General features: G+C 68.1%; 23 protein-coding genes and 1 pseudogene. 5 read left to right on the top strand and 19 right to left on the bottom strand.

Annotated features, from left to right (window positions below; all coding sequences use genetic code 11):
* Positions 1–15: 15 nt before the first annotated feature.
* The 14 genes from gspF to gspG all read right to left on the bottom strand — a co-directional run bounded on the left by gspF (position 16) and on the right by gspG (position 13,736).
* The gene (gene gspF / locus CLV01_RS27130; RefSeq protein WP_013800646.1) at positions 16–1,242 is read right to left on the bottom strand and encodes a type II secretion system inner membrane protein GspF; all 1,227 of its coding nucleotides are present in this window, start codon (positions 1,240–1,242) and stop codon (positions 16–18) included.
* A 144-nt stretch (positions 1,243–1,386) separates the two neighbouring features.
* Positions 1,387–2,031, bottom strand: coding sequence for a glutathione S-transferase family protein (locus CLV01_RS27125; RefSeq protein WP_099732792.1), 645 nt, complete (start codon positions 2,029–2,031; stop codon positions 1,387–1,389).
* Between the two features lie 88 nt (positions 2,032–2,119).
* Complete coding sequence (locus CLV01_RS27120) at positions 2,120–2,809, bottom strand: helix-turn-helix transcriptional regulator (protein ID WP_013800648.1); 690 nt, start codon at positions 2,807–2,809, stop codon at positions 2,120–2,122.
* Positions 2,810–2,813: 4 nt separating this feature from the next.
* A complete protein-coding gene (locus tag CLV01_RS27115; RefSeq protein ID WP_016448739.1) occupies positions 2,814–3,815 on the bottom strand; it encodes an LLM class flavin-dependent oxidoreductase in 1,002 nt (333 codons plus the stop codon).
* Between the two features lie 432 nt (positions 3,816–4,247).
* The gene (locus CLV01_RS27110) at positions 4,248–5,609 is read right to left on the bottom strand and encodes a GspE/PulE family protein (protein ID WP_013800651.1); all 1,362 of its coding nucleotides are present in this window, start codon (positions 5,607–5,609) and stop codon (positions 4,248–4,250) included.
* 14 nt (positions 5,610–5,623) lie between these two features.
* A complete protein-coding gene (gene gspD, locus CLV01_RS27105; RefSeq protein WP_063328353.1) occupies positions 5,624–7,990 on the bottom strand; it encodes a type II secretion system secretin GspD in 2,367 nt (788 codons plus the stop codon).
* A gap of 3 nt (positions 7,991–7,993) precedes the next feature.
* On the bottom strand, positions 7,994–8,797 hold the full coding sequence (gspN, locus tag CLV01_RS27100) for a type II secretion system protein N (RefSeq protein WP_065346788.1): 804 nt from the start codon (positions 8,795–8,797) through the stop codon (positions 7,994–7,996).
* A 2-nt stretch (positions 8,798–8,799) separates the two neighbouring features.
* On the bottom strand, positions 8,800–9,360 hold the full coding sequence (gene gspM / locus CLV01_RS27095; protein WP_099732793.1) for a type II secretion system protein GspM: 561 nt from the start codon (positions 9,358–9,360) through the stop codon (positions 8,800–8,802).
* Positions 9,357–10,601 carry a type II secretion system protein GspL gene (gspL, locus tag CLV01_RS27090; protein WP_099732794.1) on the bottom strand — a complete coding sequence of 415 codons (1,245 nt, stop codon included), beginning with the start codon at positions 10,599–10,601 and terminating at the stop codon, positions 9,357–9,359. Before gspL ends, gspM begins: the two co-directional genes overlap by 4 nt.
* A complete protein-coding gene (gspK, locus tag CLV01_RS27085; RefSeq protein ID WP_143344297.1) occupies positions 10,534–11,622 on the bottom strand; it encodes a type II secretion system minor pseudopilin GspK in 1,089 nt (362 codons plus the stop codon). The genes gspL and gspK overlap by 68 nt, the downstream gene beginning before the upstream one ends.
* Positions 11,619–12,326: a prepilin-type N-terminal cleavage/methylation domain-containing protein gene (locus CLV01_RS27080; RefSeq protein ID WP_099732795.1), complete on the bottom strand. Its 708-nt coding sequence runs from the start codon at positions 12,324–12,326 to the stop codon at positions 11,619–11,621. Before CLV01_RS27080 ends, gspK begins: the two co-directional genes overlap by 4 nt.
* Positions 12,327–12,725, bottom strand: coding sequence for a type II secretion system minor pseudopilin GspI (gene gspI, locus CLV01_RS27075; protein ID WP_063328348.1), 399 nt, complete (start codon positions 12,723–12,725; stop codon positions 12,327–12,329).
* Positions 12,722–13,177, bottom strand: coding sequence for a GspH/FimT family pseudopilin (locus CLV01_RS27070; RefSeq protein ID WP_034397088.1), 456 nt, complete (start codon positions 13,175–13,177; stop codon positions 12,722–12,724). Before CLV01_RS27070 ends, gspI begins: the two co-directional genes overlap by 4 nt.
* Positions 13,178–13,259: 82 nt before the next feature.
* Positions 13,260–13,736, bottom strand: a complete 477-nt coding sequence (gspG, locus tag CLV01_RS27065) for a type II secretion system major pseudopilin GspG (RefSeq protein ID WP_012207486.1) — start codon at positions 13,734–13,736, stop codon at positions 13,260–13,262.
* 22 nt (positions 13,737–13,758) lie between these two features.
* Between gspG and CLV01_RS27060 the strand changes: the two genes are divergently transcribed.
* Positions 13,759–14,232 carry a type II secretion system protein N gene (locus tag CLV01_RS27060; protein WP_034397087.1) on the top strand — a complete coding sequence of 158 codons (474 nt, stop codon included), beginning with the start codon at positions 13,759–13,761 and terminating at the stop codon, positions 14,230–14,232.
* Between the two features lie 6 nt (positions 14,233–14,238).
* On the opposite strand, the pseudogene CLV01_RS27055 reads toward CLV01_RS27060, so the two are convergent.
* The 3 genes and pseudogenes from CLV01_RS27055 to ilvA form a co-directional block, all read right to left on the bottom strand.
* Positions 14,239–14,840: pseudogene (locus tag CLV01_RS27055) on the bottom strand (histidine phosphatase family protein).
* Positions 14,837–15,649, bottom strand: a complete 813-nt coding sequence (locus CLV01_RS27050; RefSeq protein WP_099732797.1) for an adenosylcobinamide-GDP ribazoletransferase — start codon at positions 15,647–15,649, stop codon at positions 14,837–14,839. Before CLV01_RS27050 ends, CLV01_RS27055 begins: the two are co-directional and overlap by 4 nt.
* Before the next feature lie 30 nt (positions 15,650–15,679).
* A complete protein-coding gene (gene ilvA / locus CLV01_RS27045) occupies positions 15,680–17,233 on the bottom strand; it encodes a threonine ammonia-lyase, biosynthetic (RefSeq protein ID WP_013800662.1) in 1,554 nt (517 codons plus the stop codon).
* Between the two features lie 366 nt (positions 17,234–17,599).
* On the opposite strand from ilvA, the gene CLV01_RS27040 reads away from it, so the two are divergent.
* Positions 17,600–18,052 (top strand): OsmC family protein, encoded by a 453-nt coding sequence (locus CLV01_RS27040; RefSeq protein ID WP_012207481.1) that lies wholly within the window; start codon positions 17,600–17,602, stop codon positions 18,050–18,052.
* 108 nt (positions 18,053–18,160) lie between these two features.
* Here the strand turns inward: CLV01_RS27040 and coq7 are convergent, their stop codons facing one another.
* Positions 18,161–18,778 (bottom strand): 2-polyprenyl-3-methyl-6-methoxy-1,4-benzoquinone monooxygenase, encoded by a 618-nt coding sequence (gene coq7 / locus CLV01_RS27035; RefSeq protein ID WP_012207480.1) that lies wholly within the window; start codon positions 18,776–18,778, stop codon positions 18,161–18,163.
* Positions 18,779–19,108: 330 nt separating this feature from the next.
* On the opposite strand from coq7, the gene CLV01_RS27030 reads away from it, so the two are divergent.
* The 3 genes from CLV01_RS27030 to CLV01_RS27020 all read left to right on the top strand — a co-directional run bounded on the left by CLV01_RS27030 (position 19,109) and on the right by CLV01_RS27020 (position 22,856).
* Entirely contained in the window at positions 19,109–20,164 is a 1,056-nt protein-coding gene (locus tag CLV01_RS27030) for a porin (protein ID WP_099732798.1), read from the top strand.
* Positions 20,165–20,346: 182 nt separating this feature from the next.
* Positions 20,347–21,495 carry a porin gene (locus tag CLV01_RS27025; protein WP_099732799.1) on the top strand — a complete coding sequence of 383 codons (1,149 nt, stop codon included), beginning with the start codon at positions 20,347–20,349 and terminating at the stop codon, positions 21,493–21,495.
* A gap of 134 nt (positions 21,496–21,629) precedes the next feature.
* Positions 21,630–22,856, top strand: a complete 1,227-nt coding sequence (locus tag CLV01_RS27020; protein WP_099732800.1) for a M20 aminoacylase family protein — start codon at positions 21,630–21,632, stop codon at positions 22,854–22,856.
* A 15-nt stretch (positions 22,857–22,871) separates the two neighbouring features.
* Here the strand turns inward: CLV01_RS27020 and CLV01_RS27015 are convergent, their stop codons facing one another.
* Complete coding sequence (locus CLV01_RS27015; RefSeq protein WP_099732801.1) at positions 22,872–23,474, bottom strand: TetR/AcrR family transcriptional regulator; 603 nt, start codon at positions 23,472–23,474, stop codon at positions 22,872–22,874.
* Positions 23,475–23,550: the final 76 nt, after the last annotated feature.

The raw sequence follows: 23,550 nt of genomic DNA, 5'->3' as shown, positions 1-23,550 counted from the left end.
GCTTGGCGGTTTTCGCTATTTGACGAACTGGTTGAGCTGGATGATGGGCATGAGCACGGCCAGCACGATCAGGGCCACGACCATGCCCATGGCCACGATCAGCAGCGGCTCCAGGATGGTGGCCAGGTGCATGGCACGGCGCTGCACCTCGGTGGACAGCTGGTTGGCGGCGCGCTGCAGCATCACGGGCAGCTGGCCGGTCTGCTCGCCCAGGCGGGCGAACATGGAGATCAGGCCCGGGAAGCGCTTTTTCTGCGCCAGGGCCGAGGCCAGCGGCGCGCCCTCGCGCACCAGGGCCAGCGCGTCCATGGCGTCGGCACGCAGCGCGCGGTTGCCCAGCGTTTCGGCGGCGGCCTGCAAGGCCTTGAGAATGGGCACGCCCGCGCCCGCCAGCATGGCCAGCGTGCCGGCAAAGCGTGCCGCGTTGTAGTTGCGCGCCAGCCGGCCGATCAGCGGCAGGCGCAGCCACCAGGCGTCGAAGCGCTCGCGCAGCACGGGGTTCTTCATGGACAGTCGGAATCCCACGGCGCCCAGCACCAGGGCGACCAGCGCGGCCCAGCCATAGCTGCGCACGAAGTCGCTGAGCGCCAGCATGGCCACGGTGAGCCAGGGCAGGGCGCGCTTGGTGCCGGCGAACACGCTGGCCACCTGGGGCACCACGTAGCTGACCAGGAACAGCACGATGACAATGGCCACCAGGGTCACGATGGCCGGGTACAGGGCTGCGCCAATGAGCTTGGACTGCAGGGCCTGGCGCGATTCCAGGTCGTCGGCCAGCCGCTCCAGCACCGGGCCCAGGCTGCCGCTGGCCTCGCCGGCGCCGATCACGGCGCAGTAGATGTCGGAGAACTCGCGCGGGTGCTGGGCCAGGGCGCGGGCAAAGGTGGAGCCCGCGTTGACCTCGGCGCGCAGCGCGGCCACGAGGTGGTGCTGGCGCGGGTCGTCGGCTTCTTCGGACAGCGCGGCCAGGGCGCGCTCTATGGGCAGGCCTGACCCGACCAGCCCCGCCATCTGGCGCGTCCACACGGTGAGCCCTGTGGAGCCAAGGACGGGACGGGTCAGCCAGCGCGAGGCGCCGCCCTGGGGGCCGGACGCGGAACCCGAGGCCACGATCTCCACGGCCATGGGCACCAGGGCCTGGGCCCGCAGCTGGCTGCGCGCGGCGCGCGCGTTGTCGGCTTCGATCGTGCCCTTGCGGGTCTGACCTTGTGCATCCAGGGCTTCGAAGGAAAAGGCAGGCATGCGCGGCGGGAGTCGGGAAGGGCTGGGGAAGGGATGGCGTCCAGGAAACGCCAGGCGGCGATCCAACCCCCGATGGTAGCCGCTGCCGGTGACGGCTGGATGGCGAGGCCGCCGCCGCGGTCGGCGGCAGCCCCTGCCTGGTCCTTATGCCGGCTGGGCCGCGAGGTCCGCTTCGTTGAGCTGGATGGAGCGCAGCGAGGCCGGGCGTTCCATCAGCGGCTGGCCGTAGTCGCTGAACTCGGGCAGCGCGGGCAGCAGCTTCATCATCGTGCCCCAGCGCAGGTAGCTGGCCATGAGCACGTCGGCCGCGGTGAACTGGTCGCCGCACAGGTAGCGCCTGCCGGCCACGGCCTGGCGCAGCGTCTGCACCACGTCGTCATAGCGGCCATAGCCGGCGGACATGGCCTGGTCGGCCGTCTGCTGCTCCAGGTGGCCCTGGCTCTTGGCAGTCATCAAGGCGTCGACGGGGCCGGCCAGGAAGAACATCCAGCGTTGGTAGACGCCGCGCAGCGGGCTGTCCACGGCCGGCGCGAGCCTTCGTTCGGGGAAGATGTCGGCCAGATAGGCAAGGATGGCGGCCTGTTCGGTGATCACGGTCTCGCCGTGCACCAGCGCGGGGACCTTGCCCATGGGATTGATGGCCAGGTAGTCGGCAGCCTTCATGGTGCTGCCGTATTCCAACCGCACGGGCTCATAGCGGGCGCCGCATTCCTCCAGCATCCAGCGCGCGATGACGGCGCGCGAGCGGGGGTGGAAGTAAAAGCGCAGCGGCTTGATCGAGTCGTTCATGAAGGCTCCCAGTGGTTTGAATGCATGGCGAGAAGGCCATGGGAGCGACTGTAGGAGGCCATGCTGACAGTTTTTGTCAGCAGTGTTGTCAGCGGACCGTGTAGCCCAGTTGCCGCGACCAGCGTTCGATCAGGCCGCTGCGGTGGTCGGGATAGCGTTCCTGCAGATCGGTGACGGAGCGCACGCGGTCGGCGCGGAAATGGCGGAAGTCCTGGCGCAGTTCGCACCAGGCCGCAAGAATGCGCCGCTGATCGAAGAAAGCCATGGCAAAAGGCCAGATCTGGCGCTCGGTCGGCTGGCCCTTCTCATCCGTGTAGTGCAGCAGCACCCGGTGCTGGCGCCGTATCGCCAGGCGAAGCGCGGTCTGCCAGGGCTCGGTCACGGATTCGTGGCAGATGGGCGGCACCAGCAGGCCGCTGGTGTCCACCTCGATGCGCAGCTCCAGCGGCAGCGCGCTGCGTATGCGGTCCAGCGCGGCGGTGGCGGCCTGGGCGAGCTCGGGGTCGGCCTGGCGGCTGGCCCAGCGCGCGCCCAGCAGCAGGGCTTCCAGCTCATCGGGCGTGAACATCAGCGGCGGCAGCAGAAAGCCGGGCCGCATCTCATAGCCCACGCCCGGGTCGCCCGCAATCGCTGCACCCTGCTCGCGCAGGGTGGCAATGTCGCGGTAGAGGGTGCGCAGGCTCACGTCCAGCTGCCGGGCCAGCACCGGCCCGGCCTGGGGCAGGCGCGCGCGGCGCAGCAGGTCGATCAGTTGCAGCAGCCGGGCGGAGCGGCTCATGCCTTCAGCGGCCCATGACGCCGGCCGTGATCTCCAGCGAGCGCAGGCGCAGGTCGCGGTCATACACGTCGCTGACCAGGATCAGCTCGTCGGCCTCGGTGTCGGCCTGCAGCTTCTGCAGGCGCGTGCGCACCTTGTCCGGGCCGCCGATGGAGGCCACTGCCAGGAAGTCGCCGATGGCGCGGCGCTCCTGCTCGCCGAGCTGGGCCGCATAGTTCTCGATGGGGCGCGGCAGCAGTCCGCGCCGGCCCGTGATGATGCCCAGCACGCGCTGGTAGGTGCTGCTGGCCAGGTACTCGGCCTCGTCATCGGTGGGCGCGGCGATCACGGGGGCGCCGACGATCACATAGGGCTTGGCCAGTTGGGCCGACGGCTTGAACAGGCTGCGGTACAGCTGCACGGCCTGGTAGAGCATGCGCGGCGCGAAGTGCGAGGCAAAGGCGTAGGGCAGGCCCAGGTGGGCGGCCAGCTGGGCCGAGAACAGGCTGGAGCCCAGCAGCCAGATCGGCACGTTGGTGCCCGCGCCGGGCGTGGCCACCAGCTTTTGATCGGGCGTGGCCGGGGCCAGCAGGCGCTGCAGCTCCATCACGTCGCGCGGGAAGTCTTCCTCGGTCTCGACGCGGTCGCGGCGCAGGGCGCGCATGGTGGCGCCATCGGTGCCGGGCGCACGGCCCAGGCCCAGGTCGATGCGGCCCGGGTACAGCTCGGCCAGCGTGCCGAAGGCTTCGGCCACCACCAGCGGGGCATGGTTGGGCAGCATGATGCCGCCCGAGCCCACGCGGATCTTCGAGGTGCCGCCCGCGATGTGGCCGATCAGCACGGCCGTGGCCGAGCTGGCGATGCCGGGCATGTTGTGGTGCTCGGCCAGCCAGTAGCGCTCGAATCCCAGTGCCTCGGCCTTGCGGGCCGTGGCCAGCGCAATGTCCAGGGCCTCGGCGACGGTGCCGCCTTCGCGCACGGCCACGAGGTCGAGCATGGACAGACGGACTTCATTGAATGATGTCATGGCAGGTTCCAACTTCCAGTTCACGGTGGGTGGGGGCGGCGCGGGCCTTGCCGCGCCAGGGCATTCCTGGTGCGCGTTCGCGCACTCAGTTTCTTCTGGACATTTCCCGTGCGCAGGTGATGCCCAGCACCACGCACCAGACCAGGGGAGGATGGCAGCCGCCAGATGGTTCTCGCCCTGCTGGATGGCCAGCCAGGACAGCGGCAGCGCCACCAGCGCCGACAGGCGGATGACGCGGCGCAGCTGGCTGGTGGACAGCCGGGACTTGAACCACCACAGGGCGATGTAGCTGATCAGGCTCAGCGTGGCGACCCACAGGAACAGGTCGCCGCCATAGGGAGCGCTCCAGGCGCGTAGGGATTCCAACATGCCGACCATTGTGGCAAACGGGGATGCCCCGTGCTGCGCAGGGTCGGGCGTGGCCGCCTGCGCCTAGTCGCGCGTGACGCGCAGCACTTCCTCGGGCGTGGTGATGCCCTCGCGTACCAGCCGCTCGCCATCGTCGCGCATCAGGCGCATGCCCGAGGCCAGCGCGGTGTCGCGGATCTCGGCCTCGCTGGCCTGGCGGTGGATCTGCGCGCGGATGGTGTCGTCCACCACCAGCATCTCGAAGATGCCGGTGCGCCCTCGGTAGCCGCTGGGCTCGGTGGTGTCGATCTTGCGCACCAGGCGCTGTGCCAGCACGCCCAGCAGGGAGGAAGACAGCAGGAACGGCTCCACGCCCATGTCGATCAGGCGGGTGACGGCGCTGGATGCGTCGTTGGTGTGCAGCGTGGCCAGCACCAGGTGGCCCGTCAGCGAGGCCTGGATGGCGATCTGCGCGGTCTCGAAGTCGCGGATTTCGCCGATCATGATCACGTCCGGGTCCTGGCGCAGGATGGCGCGCAGGGCCTTGGCGAAGGTCAGCTCGATCTTGGCGTTGACCTGCGTCTGCCCCACGCCGGCCAGCTCGTACTCGATGGGGTCTTCCACCGTCATGATGTTGCTGTGGCTGGCGTCCATGCGCGACAGCGCCGCGTACAGCGTGGTGGTCTTGCCCGAGCCCGTGGGGCCGGTGACCAGCACGATGCCGTGGGGCTGCGCCGTCATGTGGGTGAACCGCCTCAGCGTCTCGCCCTGCATGCCCACGGCCTCCAGGCTGAGCTTGCTCTCGCTCTTGTCCAGCAGGCGCAGCACGGCGCGCTCGCCATGGGCGCTGGGCAGGGTGGAGACGCGCACGTCGATGGCGCGCGTACCCAGGCGCAGGCTGATGCGGCCGTCCTGGGGCAGCCGCTTTTCGGCGATGTCCAGGTCGGCCATGATTTTCAGGCGCGAGATCAGCGCCGCGTGCAGGGCCCGGTTGGGCTGCACGACCTCGCGCAGGTCGCCGTCCACGCGAAAGCGCACGCTGGAGTGGCGCTCGTAGGGCTCGATGTGGATGTCGCTGGCGCCGTCGCGCGCGGCCTGCGTGAGCAGGGCGTTGAGCATGCGGATGATGGGCGCGTCGTCCGCAGTCTCCAGCAAGTCCTCGACGGCGGGCAGCTCCTGCATCATGCGCGAGAGGTCGGCGTCGGACTCGACCTCGCTGACCACCAGGGCCGCGCTGGACTCGCCCTGCGAATAGGCGGCGCTGATGCGGTGCGCCAGCGTGCCCGCGTCCAGCATCTGCCAGCGCTGCACCGCATGCTTGCGCTGGACTTCGGACAGGGCCTGCCAGTCGGGCGAGGGGCCGTGCCAGAGCAGGGGCTCGTGGCCGTCGTCCTCGATCAGCAGCTGGCTGGTGCGCGCAAACGAATAGGGCAGGGGATAGCGCATGGGGCCTTCCTGCCTCAGAGCGCGCCGGGGGCTGCCGGCACGGCGGGAGCGGCGGGCTGCGGCTGGGTGAAGTCGATCAGCTCGGGCTTTGCGCCCGGCACGTTGACGATGGCGGCCGGGTTGGTGAACGAGCCGGGGTCCGGCTGCGGCGTCAGCGTGGGCAGCACGGGCGCGGCATTGACCGAGCGCAGCAGTGCACTGGGCTCGGGCTGCAGGCTCTGTTGCTGCGCGCGGATGGCTTCGTAGCGCTCGGAAGAGACCTGATTGGTCGCAGTCGCATCGCGCATCACCACGGGGCGCAGGAAGACCATCAGGTTGGTCTTGTTGCGCTTGCGGTTGGTGTTGCGGAACAGGTTGCCGACCACGGGGATGTCGCCCAGCAGAGGCACCCGGTCCTCGGCCTGGGAGTAGTTGTCGTCGATCAGGCCGCCGAGCACGACGATGTTGCCGTCCTCGACCAGCACGTTGGACTCGATGGAGCGCTTGTTGGTGGTCAGGCCGTTGGTGTCCTTGCGCGTGGACTCGTCCACCGAGGAGACCTCCTGGAACACGGCCAGCTTCACCGTGCCGTTCTCGTTGATCTGCGGGCGCACGCGCAGCATCAGGCCCACGTCCTTGCGCTCCACCGTGGTGAACGGGTTGACCGTGCCGCCCGTGGAGTTGCTGGCGTAGGAGCCCGTGACCATGGGCACGTTCTGGCCCACGATGATGCGCGCCTCCTCGTTGTCCAGCGTCATCAGGTTGGGCGTGGACAGGATGTTGGCGTCACCGCTGTTTTGCAGGAAGTTGGCCAGAAAGCCCAGAGTGTCCTTGCCGTTGACGCGCTGCGTGAAGCCGAGGTTGGTGCCCCTCAGGCTGGTCAGCGTGTCGCCCGTGATGGCGCTGCCGTCGAGGCCTCCATCCTTGACCAGGCCGAGCAGGTTCAGGATGTTGGCGCCCGCCACGTTGGAGTTCGTGCCCAGGGTGCCGATCACGCGGCCGTTGTTGCTGAGCATGGCCTGCCACTGGATGCCGAACTGGGCCAGCCGGTTGTCCTTGATTTCGACGATCAGGCTTTCGATCAGCACCTGGGCGCGGCGGCCGTCGAGCTTGTCGATCACGGCGCGCAGTTGGCGATAGACGGGCGGCGGGGCCGTGATGATCAGTGAATTGGTCGAAGGATCGGCCTGGATCATGCCGCCCGTGGAGGGTTGCTGGGCCACGCCCAGCGCGCCGCCCCCGCCGCCGCTGCCCAGGCCCGAGGACGAGCCCATGCCCATGGATGCCGTGCCGCTGGAGTCGCGCGAGACCACGGGCTGCGAGGTGGGAATGGAGGACATGCCGCCACCCTGCGGCGTGGTGCCGCCCGCACCGGGCTGGCCGCTGGCCGTGCCCGCGGCCGTGGCCTGGGCGCCTATGGCCGCGCGCAAGGTGGCTGCCAGCGCCACGGCGTCGGCGTTCTTGAGGTAGACCACGTGGATGTTGCCCTGGTCGCCGCCGCCGTTCATGGCGGGCTGGTCCAGCCGCGCGATCAGCGAGCGCACCTGGGCCAGGCGTGCGGGGTTGGCCGCGCGCAGCACGATGGAGTTGCTGCGCGGCTCGGCCATCAGCGAGGTCTTGAAGGCGTTGTCGCTCTGGCCCGGAATATTGGCGCCGCCGGCGGTCACGGTGAGGCCGCCGGGGCTGGCCGTGCCGCCTTCGATCAGGCGCGAAACCAGGGCCACCATATCGGTGGCCACGGCATGGCGCAGGGGAATGATTTCGACATCGGTGGCGTTGGACACATCCATGGTCGCCACGATGCGCGAGATGCGCTGCAGGTTGTCTGCGTAGTCGGTGATGACCAGCGAGTTGTTGCCCGGGTTGACGTTGATGGTGTTGTTGGGGCTGATCAGCGGGCGCAGCACGGGAACCAGGTTGGCCGCGTTCTCGTAGTTGAGCTTGAAGATCTGGGTGACGATCTGGCTGCCCGCGCTGCTGCGGCTCGCGCCCACGGCCACTTCGCTGGCCTGCAGCTTGGCGTCGGCTTCAGGGATGACCTTGTACAGGCCGGCCGATTCGACAATGGTGAAGCCCTGCAGGCGCAGCGCGGCCAGGAACTGCTGGTAGGCGGTGGCAGGCGGCACGGGCCTGTCGGTCAGCAGCGTGATCTGGCCCTTGACGCGCGGATCGACCACCACGTTGCGATTGGTGATGGCGCCGATGGCGCGCGAGACGGCCTCGATGTCGGCGCCCGAGAAATTCAGTGTCACAGGTTCGCCGGGGCGCAGGCTGGGCGTGGCGCCGGCCGGTGCATTGGTCTGCTGGGCCTGGGCGGTGCCAGCGGTGCAGGCCAGCATGGCGCTGACGGCCAGCGTGTGCAGGGTGTTGCGCCAGAACGGGGTCGTGTGCTGCTGAGTCATGGATCAACCAAAGGAAATGATGGACCGGGGCCCCTGGCGCCGTCCCAGAATGTTGAGCAGGTTGGACAGCGCGGTTTCGCGCTCCGGGCTGGCCGAGGCCTCGCCCTGGAAATGCAGCCGCTGGCCCACCCATTGGCCCTGGCCGCTCAGGCGCAGGTCGCCGGTCAGGGTACTGAGCTGCAGCTGCGGGCTGTCGCCCCCGAGGATGTCCAGCCGGTAGCTGCCCAGCGGGCGCAGCGGTGACAGGCGTGAGGATACGGCCAGCGCCTCCAGGCGCGTGCTGCCTTCGCTGCGCCAGCGGCCCGATTGCCACAGCAGCTGCAGTTGCAGGGCCTGCGTGGCCAGCCGCAGCTGGCCTTGCAGGTCCACCGTGTTCCAGGGCGTGCCCAGACCGGACAGCAGGGAGGCAGGCCAGCGCGTGTCGCTGTCATGCACCACGGCGCTCAGGCCCTGCCAGCGGGGCAGCAGGTCCAGCACCACGGGAGTGGGTGTGCAGCATTCGCTGCGCAGTTGTATGCGGGCGCCGTCCAGGCGCGGGCGCAGCGTCCATTCCAGCCGTGTGGGCAGGGCCGTGCGGTCGCGGCTGCCGGCGCCTCCGGTGAAGACCAGGGAGGCCGAGCCATTCCACAGCGTGCCGCGCGGCTGCTGCAGCAGCACCTGGCCTTGCGTGGCCGAATCCACGCCGCGCGCCAGCCAGGCAGCGGGCGCCCAGACGACGGTGGTGGCCACCAGGCCGCACAGGGCACCGGCCAGCGCCCAGCCGCGCGGTGCGCGCAGGGCCGGCTGGGAGCGGGGCTTGCGTTGCATGCTCAAGGCGCCCGCGACGGATCGACGGGCAGGTCCAGCACCAGGCTGCCATCCCAGCGCACGGCATCGGCACCGCCTGCCGCGCCGGAGGCGGCGGCAGTGCTTGCAGATGCACTGCGGGCCAGCTTCATCTCGGCCGGAACGGCGTGGGTGTTGCTGCGGACCTGGGCCAGCCAGCGCGCCAGCGCGGCGGCGGGTGCGGCCTTGAGCGTGATCTGTGCGCGGTCGCCCATCCAGTTCAATTGGGCGGAGGCGCCCAGTTCGGCGGACAGCGAGCTTTGCAGCAGCGCCTTGGCATCGCCGACCACGGGGCGTGCGTTGCCGCGCAACTGCTCGGCCTCGGCCTGCAACAGCTGCATCTGGCGCAACTGGCGGTCGGCCTGGGCATGGCGTTCGGGCGCGGTGCGCAGGCTGTGCAGGGCGGGGGCCAGGGCCACCCACCACAGCAGGGCCAGTGCCACCACGCCACCGGCCAGCAGGGTCATGTTCTGTTCACGCGGCGCCAGGGCATTCCAGCGCGCGCGCAGGGGTGCCAGGCTTTGGCGGGATGCGCGCATGTTCATGGCCGGGCCTCCTGGGCAAGCAGCAGGTCGGCGCCGTCGCGCTGCAGTCGCAGGCCGCTGCCGGCCAGATGTTGTTGTGCCTGCTCCAGTGCCTCGGCCTCCAGGGAGACGCCCTTGAGGCGCAGCTGCCGGTCCTGATAGTCCATGGCCTGGGGCAACTGTCCAGCGGGCAGGGCCCGGGATGCGGCGGCCAGCAGGGGCTCCAGGTCGCCCTGCGTCAGCGCGCCGGCGGTCTGGCGCAGCGTGGCGACTTCGCGCTGCATTTGAACGGGCGCGTCGACGATGACGGGCACGCGGGGGAAGCTGGTGGCCAGCGTGGAGCGCACCTGGACCTGCTTGGCCGCGATGGCGCGGTTCTCGGTCCAGGCCCAGGCATTGAGGCCCACTACCTGGGCCAGCAGAGCGAGCACGGCGCCCCAGCGCGCGGCCTCCCATTGCGGCGCGCGCAGAAAGCTTTGCCAGCCGTCGAGCATGCGCCGCCGTGTGCGGCTGCCGCCGCCCAGATCCAGGTCGAACTGGGCCAGATCCCAGCTTTGTGCGCGGGCCGCCAGGCCGCGCTGAGCATCCGTCAGCAGGCTGACGGGGCGCTGCAGAGCCTCGGCGGCACGGGCCAGCGCCGGGTCCGCCTGGATCGGGGTGTCAGGGGGCAGGGCCTGCAGCAGGGCTGCCAGCATGGCGGGGTCGGCACTGTCGGTGCGCAGCGGCAGGCAGGCCAGCGAGTCCATGCCCTGCGGGGCGGTGCTCAGGCCGGTGGCCAGCAGCCAGGCCGATTCGGGTGAGCCCACGGCCCAGAGCTGGGGCGTGGCCTGGGGCGGACATTCCGGCACGATGCGGCCCACGGGCCGCCCTGCGGATTCCAGGGCCTGAAGGTGGGCATGGAGCCAGGCCTTGTTGCAGGCGGCAACCCAGCAGGGCTCGCCTGCGCGTGCCTGCGGCTGCAGGGCCAGGTGCAATTGGGAGGGCTCGTCGAGCAGACGCTCTTCCAGCAGCCCGTCGAGCACGGCGCGCAGGCGCACATGTCCGCGCCGGCTTCCCGTAGGCACGCCATGGGGGAGGCTGACCAGATGCCAGGACAAGGCCTGGTGCGGCACCACGGCAACCGTCTGGCCGGTGCGGCCAGGATCGGGCAGCAGGCCTGCGGCGGCGTGGCCATGCCGGTCGGCGCGCAGGCCGTCACTGCTGAGTGCGTAGGCGTATTCGCCAGCGGGGCCCGCAGGCAGATGAAGAATCAAGGTGCTCATGGGCGGAAGCGGGCATTGTAGGGGGCGAGTGTGACAGCCATCTGTCATGGCGCGGGAGCTTCGGGCAATCCCCAGTCCCCCTCTCACGCCAGATGGTAGTGACTGTCATGTTGTTGCGACGCAACATGGAGCGTTCGCTGGCCACGATCTCGCCCAGGCGCATGCGGCCACGCGCCTCGAAGAAGCTGGTGGCCACCGACAGGTTCTGTCCTTCGAATTTCTGCGGCAGGCCCAGCGCGTTGGAGGCATCGGCCAGGCTGCGCAGCGGGCGCGATGCGCGCAGCTGCACCAGCTGGCTGGCCTGGGACCAGGTCAGGTCCTCCACGCTGGCCCAGATGACTTCGGCGCTGGCGGTGTTGAGGTTGACGGGCGTGTTCTCGGGCAGCAGGGTGATGTAGGGCTCCAGGCGCGCGACGACCTCGGGCGGCAGGCCCAGCCAGCCGAACTGGCGCAGCGTGCGCGGCATCAGTAACTGCGCGCCCTCGCCAGGGGTGGCGGCTGCGCGCAGGGCCTGGACGATCTGCGTGGCATAGGCAGGGGGCAGGTTCAGGCGCTCCAGCAGGCGGGACAGCGGGCGCAGGGTTTCGGGCTTGTCGGGGGCGCTCAGCAGGTTGCGCAGGTTCAGGCGCGACTGCAGGTCGATGATCTGGCCCGAGAGAAAGGCGTCCTGCATGTCGGCCATGCCGTCATCGACCTGGCTGACGTTGTTCTGCGCCGCCAGGAAGGTGGACAGGCGCGCCTCCTGCAGCGGCACGGCCCAGGGTTCGGCCAGATGGTCCACCTGCAGGCTGGTGCGCGCATCCTCGGCCAGCACCACGCGCGACCAGTCCAGCGCACCTAGCAGGATCCAGGCGGCCTGCATGCGGTTGCGCTCGGCGGTCTCGACCTCCACGCTGCGCCACTGCTGCCACAGCGCGGTGGCGGCGAACGTGGCCACCAGGGTCACCGTGAGCATGGCGGCCAGCAGAGCCACGCCACGGTGGCGGCGGCGGCCGGGCAGGGGGCGGGGTGCGCGCATCATGATCGGCTGTTGGAGCGCAAGGGGTTGACCCAGTCCATGGTGACGCGGCCAGGAATGGCGCTGTCGGGCGGCAGGGTCAGTTCGACGCGGATGCCGTCGGGAATCGTGGGCAGCTGCGCGCTGCTGTTGGTGCCGCCGGACGGCGGGTTGACCGTGCCCGTGCCGTTGTCCGAGCCGCTGGACTGCGGATTGCTCCAGGCGTTGTCGCGGTAGTAGTACAGGCGCCATTGGTCCAGGGGCATCAGCATGGTTTCGCGCCGGCGCTGGTCGTCCGAGGGGTTGCGCCCCCATTGCGATCCCTGGTTCCAAGCATCGCGCCACTGTGCGCGCGTGCGCAGCGGCGGCGACTGCCAGCGCAGCCACTGGTCGCGCCCGGCCGTCTGGCGGCGCGCCCAGGCGACGACCACGGCGCCGTCGTCCACGGCGGCGCTGCTCTTGCGGGTCATGCGCAGCACCTGCCCGTCCCAGTCGATGACCTGCGTGTTTTCAAGCGGCATCAGCGCTTCGAGGTCGGCATTCCATTGGGCGATGACGGTCTGCAGCACCATCTGCTGCTCGTTGCGGGCGCGAATGGTCTCCTGCGAGCGCACCATGCTGTCCAGCCCGCGCCAGCTCACCAGGGCCAGCAGGGCCATGACGGCGATGGCCACCATCAGCTCCACCAGGGTGAAGCCGTGCGTGCGGGAAGGGTGGCGCAAGCGCATTCAGAAGCGTCCCACGATGGTGGATACGCGCAGCACGGGATGCTCTGCCGTGACCACCAGGGCATCGACACGGCGGAAGCTGGGATTGGGCGTGGGCCGCACGCTGAGCCGGACCTGCAGTTGCCGGCCGCCCTGCTCGCAGGTCAGGCTGTTGTCGCCCACGGGCGGCATCTGGCGCGACAGGCGCATGCGTACCAGCTCGTTTTGCGCACACAACTGGGCCAGCAGCACCTCGGACTGGCGCTCGGCATTGAGCGTCAGGGCCGATGTGGCCTGCAGACCGGCCATGAGCGCAATGCCCACGATGCCCAGGGCCACCAGCACCTCGATCAGCGTGAAGCCGCGTGCCGGGCGCCTGGGGGCACCATGCTTTCGGCGCGGTCCGTGGAGGGCTGTCATGGCAGGGACTGCACGGCAAAGGGGCGCAGTCCATCCGTGGCCACGCGCAGCGGCGGGCTGGTGGAGTCGCGCAGCGTCAGCGTGACGGACTGGGGCGGAATCAGTGGCTCGGGGCCCAGCACCAGCGGCGTGGCCGGCTGCGCCTGCACACCGGGCTGCAGCCATTGGGAAGGTAATTGCGCGCTGGCCGGCAGTCCCTCGAAGCGAAAGCCCTGCGGCATGGGCCGCCAGCGCACGGGTACGCCGTTGGCACGGGCCTGGGCGCGGGCCGACTCCAGCAGCGCGGCCAGGCGTTCGGCCTCGCGCTCCAGCTGTGCCTGTCCGCTGTCGCGCAGCGACAGGCTCACGCCTGCGGCGGCAATCGCCATGATGCTGATGACGACCATCAGCTCCAGCAGGGTGAAGCCGCGCGAAGGGGTGGACAGGGAGGAGGGAGCGGTCTGGCGGGGCATGAGAGCAGGCAGGCCCGCCGGGAGCGCGGGCCTGTGGTGCGGTGCGGCGCGGCCCCTGCGGGCCGTCGCCCGGGCCATCGACTTATTGCCAGCTGCCGATGTCGGCATCCTTGCCCTCTCCGCCGGCCTGGCCGTCGGCGCCAAAGGACATGATGTCGATGGGGCCCTTGATGCCTGGATTCAGGTACTGGTAGGGGCGGCCCCAGGGATCGTTGGGCAGCTTTTCCAGATAGGGCTTCCAGTTGTTGGGCAGCGGTCCGCTCGTGGGGCGGACGATCAGCGCCTGCAGGCCCTGCTCCGCCGTGGGGTAGCGCTGGTTGTCCAGGCGATAGAGCTTGAGCGCCTGGGAGATGTTGGTGATGTCGGTGCGTGCAGCCGTGACGCGGGCATCGTCGGCGCGGTCCAGCACATTGGGCACGATTAGGGCCGCCAGCACGCCGATGATGACCAGGACCACCATCAGCTCGATCAGCGTGAAGCCGCGCTGGACGGCAGTGCGCAGGGCAGGCAACGGACGGCGGGGAAGGCTGGTCATGGAACGGTGCAGCAAATTGGACATATCGCTCCATCATAATCGCGCGATGGTGACACTTTCATTGAACCGCGGCCAGGCCCGGACCTGGCATGTCAAGGCGGCCACATTCGTGCTCTGGCTGCTGGCTGCCGGCGTCGTGGCTTTCTGGGCCATGCGCCTGGGCAACGGTGGCGCGGGAGCGCCCGTGCCACCCGCGCCCGCCGAGCCCTTGCAGGTCGATGCGCCCGCGCTGGCTCAGGCGCTGGGAGGCGTGGCAGCCGCGCAGGGCGCCGTCGCCCCCGCTGCAGCGCCTGTGGTCTCGCGCTATGCGCTGGTCGGTGTGCTGGCCGGGCGCGACAGCGGCGGCGGCGCGGCGGTCATCGCCGTGGGCAACCAGCCGGCCAAGCCCTTCCGCGTGGGGCGCGCCGTGGAGGACGGCGTGGTGCTGCAGTCGGTGTCGGGCCGCGAGGCGCGCCTGGGGCCCAGGGTCGATGGCCCGGCTTCCATCACGCTGCAGATTCCCCTGCCCGACAAGCGCTGATCCCGGTCAACGCGGCAACGGCAGGTCCAGCGCCAGCCAGCCGCCAAAGTCAGGCGCGGGCAGCGTCCATTGGGCCGCCTGGGGCAGGGCGCTGCCTTCGCGCATCAGCCATTGCACGCAGCGCGCCACGCCGGCATGGGTGATCCAGACGGTGTCGCGTGCGGCGCCATCGCCCACCGAACCCCTGCTCGCCTGCTGCAAGGCCTCATCCACCCTGCGCAGCATGGTCGCCAGGGACTCTCCCCGGCCCGGCGCGTGCCCGGCAAGGTCTGCCGCCCAGGCATCGATGGCGCCGCGGTCCAGCGCATCCCAGGGCTGGCCTTCCCACTCGCCGAAATCCATCTCCAGCAGGCGGCTGTCCGCCGCCGATGCCAGGCCGGGCCGCAGTGCCTGCAGGGCCCGGGCCAATTGACGGCATCGGCGCAGGGGCGAATGCGCCAGCAGGCAATCCGCAGGCAGGGCGAGGTGCAGGGCCTGCGCCGCATCGGCCGTGGCCTGGGCGTCGGCTTGCATGTCGAGTCGGCCATAGCAGATGCCGGGCGCCACCAGGGGCGGGCATGGCGTACCAGCCAAAGGCGTGGTGCCGGGTTGGCGCAGATGGAGTTCATTGCACGCGCACCAGTACGGCGGCAGCCCCCAGCAGCATGGCCAGTTCACAGACCTGCTGGGCAGCGCCCAGGCAATCCCCCGTCATGCCGCCCAGCCGGCGGCGCAGCCAGCGCACCATGGCGGCCGTGGCCAGGGCACCGGGCAGTACCAGGCCGATGGCGAGCGGCAGGCCCCCCAGCCAGCCTGTCAGCGCCAGGGCGGGCAGGCACCAGAGGGTTGCCGCGACCAGGCCCCTGGCAGCCAATGGCCGACCCGCGGCGTGCAAGGCCTTGGAGTGGGTGGCCTGGCCCACATAGGGAAGGCATTGCATGAGGGCCAGCGGCGCCATGCGCGACAGCACATGGATGCTGCACAGCAGCAAGGCCGCCCATTGCATGTTGATGTCGACCAGCAGCGCGACCAGGGATAGCTTGGCCAGCAGCGCCATCACCAGGGCCATGGCGCCGTAGGCTCCCAGGCGCGAATCCTTCATGATTTCCAGCGCGCGCTCGGGCGGGACAAAGCCGCCCAGGCCGTCGGCCACATCGGCCAATCCGTCTTCGTGCAGTCCCCCAGTCAGCCACAGCGTGGCCACGGTGGAAAGAACGGCGGCAACCAGCGGCATCCAGGGGCTGGGCGCCAGCAGCCAGCCTGTTGCCGCCAGGCACGCTGCGCCCCATGCGCCCACCAGCCAGCCGATGCCGGGCAGATGGGCAACGCTGGCGTGCTGCAGCTGGGGGCTCCAGCCAGCCCAGGCGGCCAGCCGCCCCGTGACCGGGATGCGGCTGAAGAACTGGACGGCCAGGACAAAGTGGCGAAGCGGCTGCATGGGCGTGTCAGTGCCGGCCCGCCAGGTCCGTCACTTGAGGAAAAGCTGGTAGGCCGGGTTGGCGGTTTCCTCGACCCAGGGGTAGCCAAGATTGCTCAGGAAGGCGTCGAATTTCTTGCCATCCTTGGCGGGCACCTGCATGCCGACCAGGATGCGGCCGTAGTCGGCGCCCTGGTTGCGGTAGTGGAACAGCGAGATGTTCCAGGTCGGCGCCATCAGGCTGAGGAACTTGAACAATGCGCCGGGGCGCTCGGGGAAGACGAAGCGCAGCAGGCGTTCTTCCTGCGCCAGCGGCGAATGGCCGCCGACCATGTGGCGCAGATGCTCCTTGGCCATGTCGTCGAAGGTCAGGTCCAGCGCCTCGAAGCCCTGCTTCTCGAAGTTCCTGGCGATCTTCTCGGACTCGCCGCGTGCCGCCGTGGTCAGGCCCACGAAGACATGGGCCTTGTTCTCGTGGCTGATGCGGTAGTTGAATTCGGTCACGTTGCGCGGGCCGCCGGGCAGCTTGCCCACCGCTTCGCAAAAGCGCTTGAAGCTGCCGCGCTCCTCGGGGATGGTCACGGCGAAAAGGGCCTCGCGCTCCTCGCCCACCTCGGCCCGCTCGGCCACGAAGCGCAGCCGGTCGAAGTTCATGTTGGCGCCGCACAGGATGGCGGCATAGGTCTCGCCCTTGGTCTTGTGCTTGGCAACGTACTGCTTGATGGCCGCCACGGCCAGGGCGCCGGACGGCTCGACGATGGAGCGCGTGTCCACGAAGATGTCCTTGATCGCGGCGCAGACGGCATCGGTATCGACCACCACGTAGTCGTCCACCAGGCCCTGGGCGATGCGGAAGGTCTCCTCGCCCACCAGCTTGACGGCCGTGCCGTCGGCGAACAGGCCCACGTCGGCCAGCTCCACGCGGTGGCCGGCGCGCACGGACTGCAGCATGGCGTCCGAATCCTTGGTGTGCACGCCGATCACCTTCACGTCGGGGCGCACGGCCTTGATGTAGTTGGCCACGCCCGAGATCAGGCCGCCGCCGCCGATGGCGACAAAGACCGCGTCCAGGCGCGGGCTGCCCAGCTTTTGGAGCTGGCTCAGCATTTCCATGGCAATCGTGCCCTGGCCGGCGATCACGTAGGGATCGTCGAAGGGGTGCACAAAGGTCAGGCCCTTTTCCTTTTGCAGCTTGACGGCGTGCTTGTAGGCGTCGGAATAGCTTTCGCCGGCCAGTTCCACCTCGCCGCCCAGCGCCTGCACCGCATCGATCTTGACCTGGGGCGTGGTGGTCGGCATCACGATCACGGCACGGCAGCCGAGCTTGCGTGCGCCCAGGGCCACGCCTTGCGCATGGTTGCCGGCCGAGGCGCAGATCACGCCCTTTTCCAGCTGCTCGGCCGACAGGTGCGCCATCTTGTTATAGGCGCCGCGCAGTTTGAAGCTGAACACCGGCTGCTGGTCCTCGCGCTTGAGCAGCACCTTGTTGTGCAGGCGGCGGCTCAGCGCCTTGGCGGGCTCCAGGTCCGACTCCACGGCCACGTCATAGACGCGCGCGGTAAGGATCTTGGTCAGGTAGTCGGCAGGGGTCAGGGGGTGGTTCATCGTCGGCGAAAGGCTGGAGAGCAGCAGGCCGGGAGGCGGCCCGTCGGTGTCAGGCGGCCATCATAGGCGCTTGTGAATCATGCTGCAGTGCAGCGTCCTGCACAGGCCGGGAGCGACGAAACCAAAAAAAAGCCCCAGGCTGTAAAGCCGGGGGCTGAATCCACCAATAGAGGAGGTGGAGGAGACAACTGGTGCGATGCAGAGCGAAGTTGGTTCACAATCTGCAGTCCATCTGGAGGGGTGTCCGGGTTAACCCTTCAGATAACGCTTGGGTGCATTGTATGCACGGCAGGTGCTGCGTTGCAACAAAATCAGGGTTTTTGTGTAGTTGATGCAAAATAGCAACAGTTTTTTGAGGACGCAACAATGGAATGCACAGTGAGTTGGACAGGCGGCACGACCGGCATGCGCTCGGGCATGGGCTTCGTGGCGGAAACGGGCAGCGGCCACGTGGTCAATATGGATGGGGCGCCGGATGCGGCCAACCCCGCCAACGGAGGGCAGAACCAGGCACCCCGCCCCATGGAGATGCTGCTGGCCGGCGCCGGTGGCTGCACGGCCTATGACGTGGTGCTGATCCTCAAGCGCGGCAGGCATGCCGTCAAAGGCTGCAGCGTCAAGCTCACCTCGGAGCGCGCCGATGCGGACCCCAAGGTGTTCACCAAGATCCACATGCAGTTCACCGTCAGCGGCACGGGTCTGCCCACGGGTGCTGTGGAACGTGCCATTGCCATGAGCCATGACAAATACTGCTCGGCCACCATCATGCTGGGCAAGACGGCCGAGATCACCACGGGATTCGACATCGTCGAGGCCTGATGCCGCCGATGGCTGGGCTGGCACCTCGGCGCGGCCCTCCTGAAATGAAGAAAGCGGGCAAGGCCCGCTTTTTTTGGATGGAATGCTGCTTCAGATGTTTCTGAAGGTTCAGATGCGGTGGGCAGTTGTCGTCATCACCTTGGCTGCCAGGCGCATCAAGGCGCGGGCAGGGGGCGGCAATTGCAGGGCACCGGCTTCGCGCGCAGCGGCGGCATGGCGTTCCTCGTCATCCTTCATGCGGGCCACCACGGCCAGCGAGGCGCGGTCTTCCTCGGGCAACAGGCCCAGATGGGATTCCAGATGGGCGGACACCTGCTCCTCCGTCTCCACCACAAACCCCAGGCTGGCCGCGTCGCTGATCTTGGCGGCCACCACACCGATGGCGAAGGCGCCGGCAAACCACAGCGGGTTCAGCAGGCTGGGCCGGTCGCCCAGGGCGTTGAGCCGGTCGCGGGTCCATGCCAGGTGGTCGGTCTCCTCGCGCGCCGCCTCCAGCAGGTGCTCGCGCAGCACCATGTCGCGCGTCACCATGGCCTGGGCGTTGTACAGCGCCTGGGCGCAGACCTCTCCGACGTGATTGACGCGCATCAAGGCGCCCGACAGCCGACGCTGTGCCTCGGTCAGCTCTCCCTCCGCGATGCCGGCGGCCGGGGAGCGTTCGGCGGCGGAAGGCTGTGCAAACAGGGTGCGAAGCGCCGCATCGGCGGCAGTCAGTATCTTGTCCATGGGCGGTCCCTAGAGCGGAAAATCTTGGCAAATTCAGGGTCTGAACGGTACACCAGGACGCCATGCCCTCTCTTTGTGCAAGCGCAACAAGGCCGGCGCGATGTTCGGGTTGGGCCTGATTGTGTTGGCTTGCAGGTTTGTTGCGGCAGTGCAACGAAAAACGGGGGTAATGCCCGTTTGTGGGTGAATTTCTTTGCATGGGCAGCGGTGGTCTGGTGCAATAGGCCCTAACTTCCCCACCAGGAGGTTGGCGCGGGAAACCGGTGGAGCATCAGGCCAAGCCTCTCTTCCTCACGACCGGCGCCCTTCTAAACCTTGGAGTAACTCGTAATGAAAAAATCTCTGATTGCCCTGGCAGTGCTGGCTGCTTCCGGCGCCGCAATGGCTCAATCCTCCGTGACCCTGTTCGGTATCGTGGACACCAACGTTGCCTACGTGAACAAGGACGCAGCTGGCGACAGCCGTTACGGCCTGGGCACCAGCGGCGCTTCCACGAGCCGTCTGGGCCTGCGCGGCACGGAAGACCTGGGTGGTGGTCTGAAGGCTGGCTTCTGGCTGGAAGGCGAAATCTTCGGTGACGATGGCAACGCCAGCGGCTTCAACTTCAAGCGTCGTTCCACCGTGAGCCTGTCGGGCAACTTCGGTGAAGTGCGCCTGGGCCGTGACCAAGTCCCGACCTTCCAAAAGCTGACCTCCTACGACCTGTTCAGCGCCACCGGTATCGGCCAATTCATGGGCTTCCGTAACTGGGCAGCTGGCACAAGCGCCGACGACAACGGCATCCGCGCTAACAACCTGATCTCGTACTACACCCCCAACTTCGGCGGTTTCAATGCCGGCTTTGGCTACGCTTTCGACGAAAAGCAAACCGTCGGTACTGCTGACAGCGTCGGCCGTTACATCGGCGGTTACGTTGCATACGACAACGGCCCCCTGAGCGCCAGCCTGGGCCTGGCCCAGCAAAAGACTGCCGTTGGCGGCCTGGCTACCGACCGTGACGAAATCACCCTGGGTGCTTCGTACAACTTCGGCGTTGCCAAGCTGAGCGGCCTGCTGCAACAGACCAAGTTCAAGCGTGACATCGGCGGCGACATCAAGACCAACTCCTACATGCTGGGCGCTTCGGCTCCCGTCGGCGGCGTGGGCGAAGTCAAGCTGCAATACGCTCTGTACGACCAAAAGGCCATCGACTCCAAGGCTCACCAGATCACTCTGGGCTATGTCCACAACCTGTCCAAGCGCACCGCTCTGTACGGCAACCTGGCATTCCTGAAGAACAAGGATGCTTCGACCCTGGGCCTGCAAGCCAAGGGCGTGTACGCTGGTGGCGTGCAAGCTGGCGAAAGCCAGACTGGCGTGCAAGTCGGCATTCGCCACGCTTTCTAATGAACGGCTGGCGTAAGCCAGTTGCCATTTGAAGCAAAAAAGAGCCAGTCTTCGGACTGGCTCTTTTGTTTTGTGCTAGGGAAAGACCTGTGTTGTGCTTGTGCCAACGGTGACGAGGCGGGAAAAGCGTTTCTAGAATGAAATTTCCACCAACCAATCGTTAACAAGAGAGAGACAACACAATGAATTCTTCATTCGTGAAAAAGAGCGTGGCACTGGCGGTGTTGGCAGCAACGGCACCCTTGGCAGCATTCGCCCAGCAAAGCAGCGTGCAGCTGTACGGCATCGTCGATGCCGGCGTGCGCCACACCACCAATGAAGGCCCGACCAAGAGCGGCAAGACCCAGATGATCGGCGGCGGCATGTCGCAAAGCCGCTGGGGCATCAACATCACCGAGGACCTGGGTGGCGGTCTGGCAGCGATTGCCAACCTGGAGGCCCGTTTCCTCACCGACACCGGCGAGCAGGCTGCGGCCAGCTACTTTCAGCAATCCTGGGTGGGCCTGCGCAGCAAGAGCTTTGGCCAGGTTACCCTGGGCCGCCAGTACAACCTGCTGTTCGACCTGGTGACTTCCACCTATGCCTCTTTCCCATATTCGCCGTACATGGAGGCCTACAAGCCTGAAATCGGCATGTCCATGGGCGCGCGCGCCAGCAACATGGTCAAGTACCTGGCCGAGTTCGGCCCCGTGCGCGGCGCCCTGCAGTATTCGTTCGACGAGAACAACACCTTCGACAAGGTGGGCACCGGCGTGAGCCCTGGTGGCGCCATCAAGACGGCTGGCGGCTATCTGCGTTATTCGCAAAGCGGCATCTCCGCAGGCGCCGGCTACCTGGGCACCACGCTGCCGGCCGGCACCAAGGTCGATGCCTATACCCTGGGCGGCTCCTACCGCGTGGGCCCCTGGTACGTCAACCTGGGCTACGGCCTGAACAAGCGCAAGGATGCGTTCCCAGCTGCAGCGGCAGGCGGTGGATTCGACCAGGCCATCCTCAACTCCTTCTGGACGGGCTCGTCCAACGGCGGCTTCGTGGCCGGCGACGCCAACAAGCGCCAGATGTACAAGATGGGCTTCGGCTACCAGATCACGCCCCAGATCAATGTGGGCGCGCATTACTACCATGCCAAGCAGTCGGGCTCGGGCACGGGTAATTTCAATGGCAAGGCAGACTTCCTGGTGGCGGTGGTCGACTACGCCTTCTCCAAGCGTACCGATGCCTATGTGGCCCTGGACCACACCAAGACCAGCGGCGGCTCGGGCGTGATGCTGGACGCCAATGGCGCCACCAAGCGCACGGGCTTCACCGTCGGCCTGCGCCATCGCTTCTGAGCACGCGGCGTCTGCGCAACGAATGGCCTCCTTCGGGAGGCCTTTTTGTTTCCTGTCGATGGGCTGACGGTGGGCGGGCGCGATTTCCTGCGTTAAGGTAATGCGCAGGCCAACGAAGCGAAAGAACCAAGGCTATGGAAGCCACTCGATACAAGGCAGGCGGTCGGGCCTTTGCCCAGATCGCCCAGTACCACCCGGAGCTGACGGCGCTGCGCCGCGAGCTGCATGCGCATCCGGAGCTGGGATTCGAGGAGCGCTTCACGGCGGCGCGCGTCAAGGAGGCCTTGCGCCAGTGCGGTGTGGACGAGATCCATGAAGGCGTGGGCACCACGGGCCTGGTGGCCGTGATCCGCGGGCAGGGCCACAGTTCGGGCGCCATGGTGGGCCTGCGTGCCGACATGGACGCACTGCCCATGGTCGAGCACAACGAATTTCCCTGGAAGTCCGGCAAGCAGGGGCTGATGCACGGCTGCGGGCATGACGGCCATACGACCATGCTGGTGGGCGCCGCCCGCTACCTGGCCGCGACGCGGCGCTTCGATGGCTCGGCCGTGCTGGTCTTTCAGCCCGCCGAAGAAGGGCGCGGTGGCGCGCGGGCCATGATTGCCGATGGTCTGTTCGATCGCTTTCCGATGCAGGCCGTGTACGCCATGCACAACTGGCCCGCCATGCGCGCCGGCACCGTCGGTATCAACATGGGCGCGATGATGGCGGCGGCCGACCGCATCACCATCGAGATCACGGGGCGCGGCGGCCACGGCGCGCATCCCTACCAGACGGTGGATGTGGTGCTGGCGGCCGCGCACATCACCACGGCCGTGCAGAGCATCGTTTCGCGCAATGTGCGCGCCATCGACAGTGCCGTCATCAGCCTGTGCGCCGTGCAGGCCGGGGACCTGGGCGCCTTCAGCGTGATGCCGGGCACGGCAACGCTGGTAGGAACCGTGCGGACCTTCGACCCCGCCGTGCAGGACCGTGTCGAGCAGCGCCTGCAGGAGTTGTGCAGTGCGGTGGCGCTGGGGCTGGGTGCCACGGCCAAGGTCAACTACGAGCGCATCTATCCCGCCACCATCAACTCCCCCACGGAGGCCGCCTTTGCTGCCGAGGTGGCCCAGTCGCTGGTGGGGGTGGAGAACCTGGACCGGCAGCTGGAACCCAGCATGGGGGCCGAGGACTTTTCGTTCATGCTGCAGCACAAGCCCGGTGCCTACCTGCGCCTGGGGCAATCCACGGGCGCCCAGCCCGGGGTGCCGCTGCACAGCAGCCGGTATGACTTCAATGACGAGGTGCTGCCGCTGGGCGCTGCCCTGCACGCCAGCCTGATCGAGCAGGCCATGCCGCTGCATTCGCAGGACGTATAGCGCAGGCGGCGCGGGTCAACGGGCCTGGCTCTCGGGCGCAAGAAGGTGGGCCTGCACCGTTTTCAGAATCTCGTCGGACAAGGCTGGATTGGCCGCGACCGTGGCGCGTGCCAGGACCAGGGCGCCCACCATGCTGCTGAGCATGGCCATGGCCTGGGCGCGCTGTGTGGCATCGGGTGCCTGATCGTCGCCAAGTGTGCCTATCACGCGCGCAAATCTGCCGATGTTGCGTTCCACCCCTTCGGCGAACACCGCTGAAAGATCGCCGCCTGCCCGGGCCACGTCCACGGCCAGTGCTGCGGCGGGGCAGCCCTCGCCGGGGCTGTCGCGGTGCTGTGGCGACAGATAGGACTGCACGCGCGCGGCAAGGCTACCGGCCTGTTCACTCTGCAGGCCGTCCAGCGGCGCGATGGACCAGTCGAAGGCGCGTGCGCAGGCCTCGCGCACCAGCGCATCCTTGGATTCGAAGTGGCGATAGAGCCCGCCGTGCGTGAGCCCCGCGCCGCGCGTCACCTCGGCAACGCCGACGCCGTCCAGCCCGTGCTCGCGGTACAGCCGCGCGGCGGCTTCGAGGATGTCCTGCCGGTTCTGCGCGGCCTGGGCTTTCGTGACTTTCATGTGCGCTGTCCAATGATTGTGGTCGTTATCAAAACACGTTTATGATGACGGCCATCATCATAAATCAGCCCCTGCC

This window comes from Delftia sp. 60 (genome assembly GCF_002754395.1).
Lineage (GTDB): Bacteria > Pseudomonadota > Gammaproteobacteria > Burkholderiales > Burkholderiaceae_C > Comamonas > Comamonas acidovorans.
This window is presented reverse-complemented; position numbering and strand designations above follow the sequence as displayed.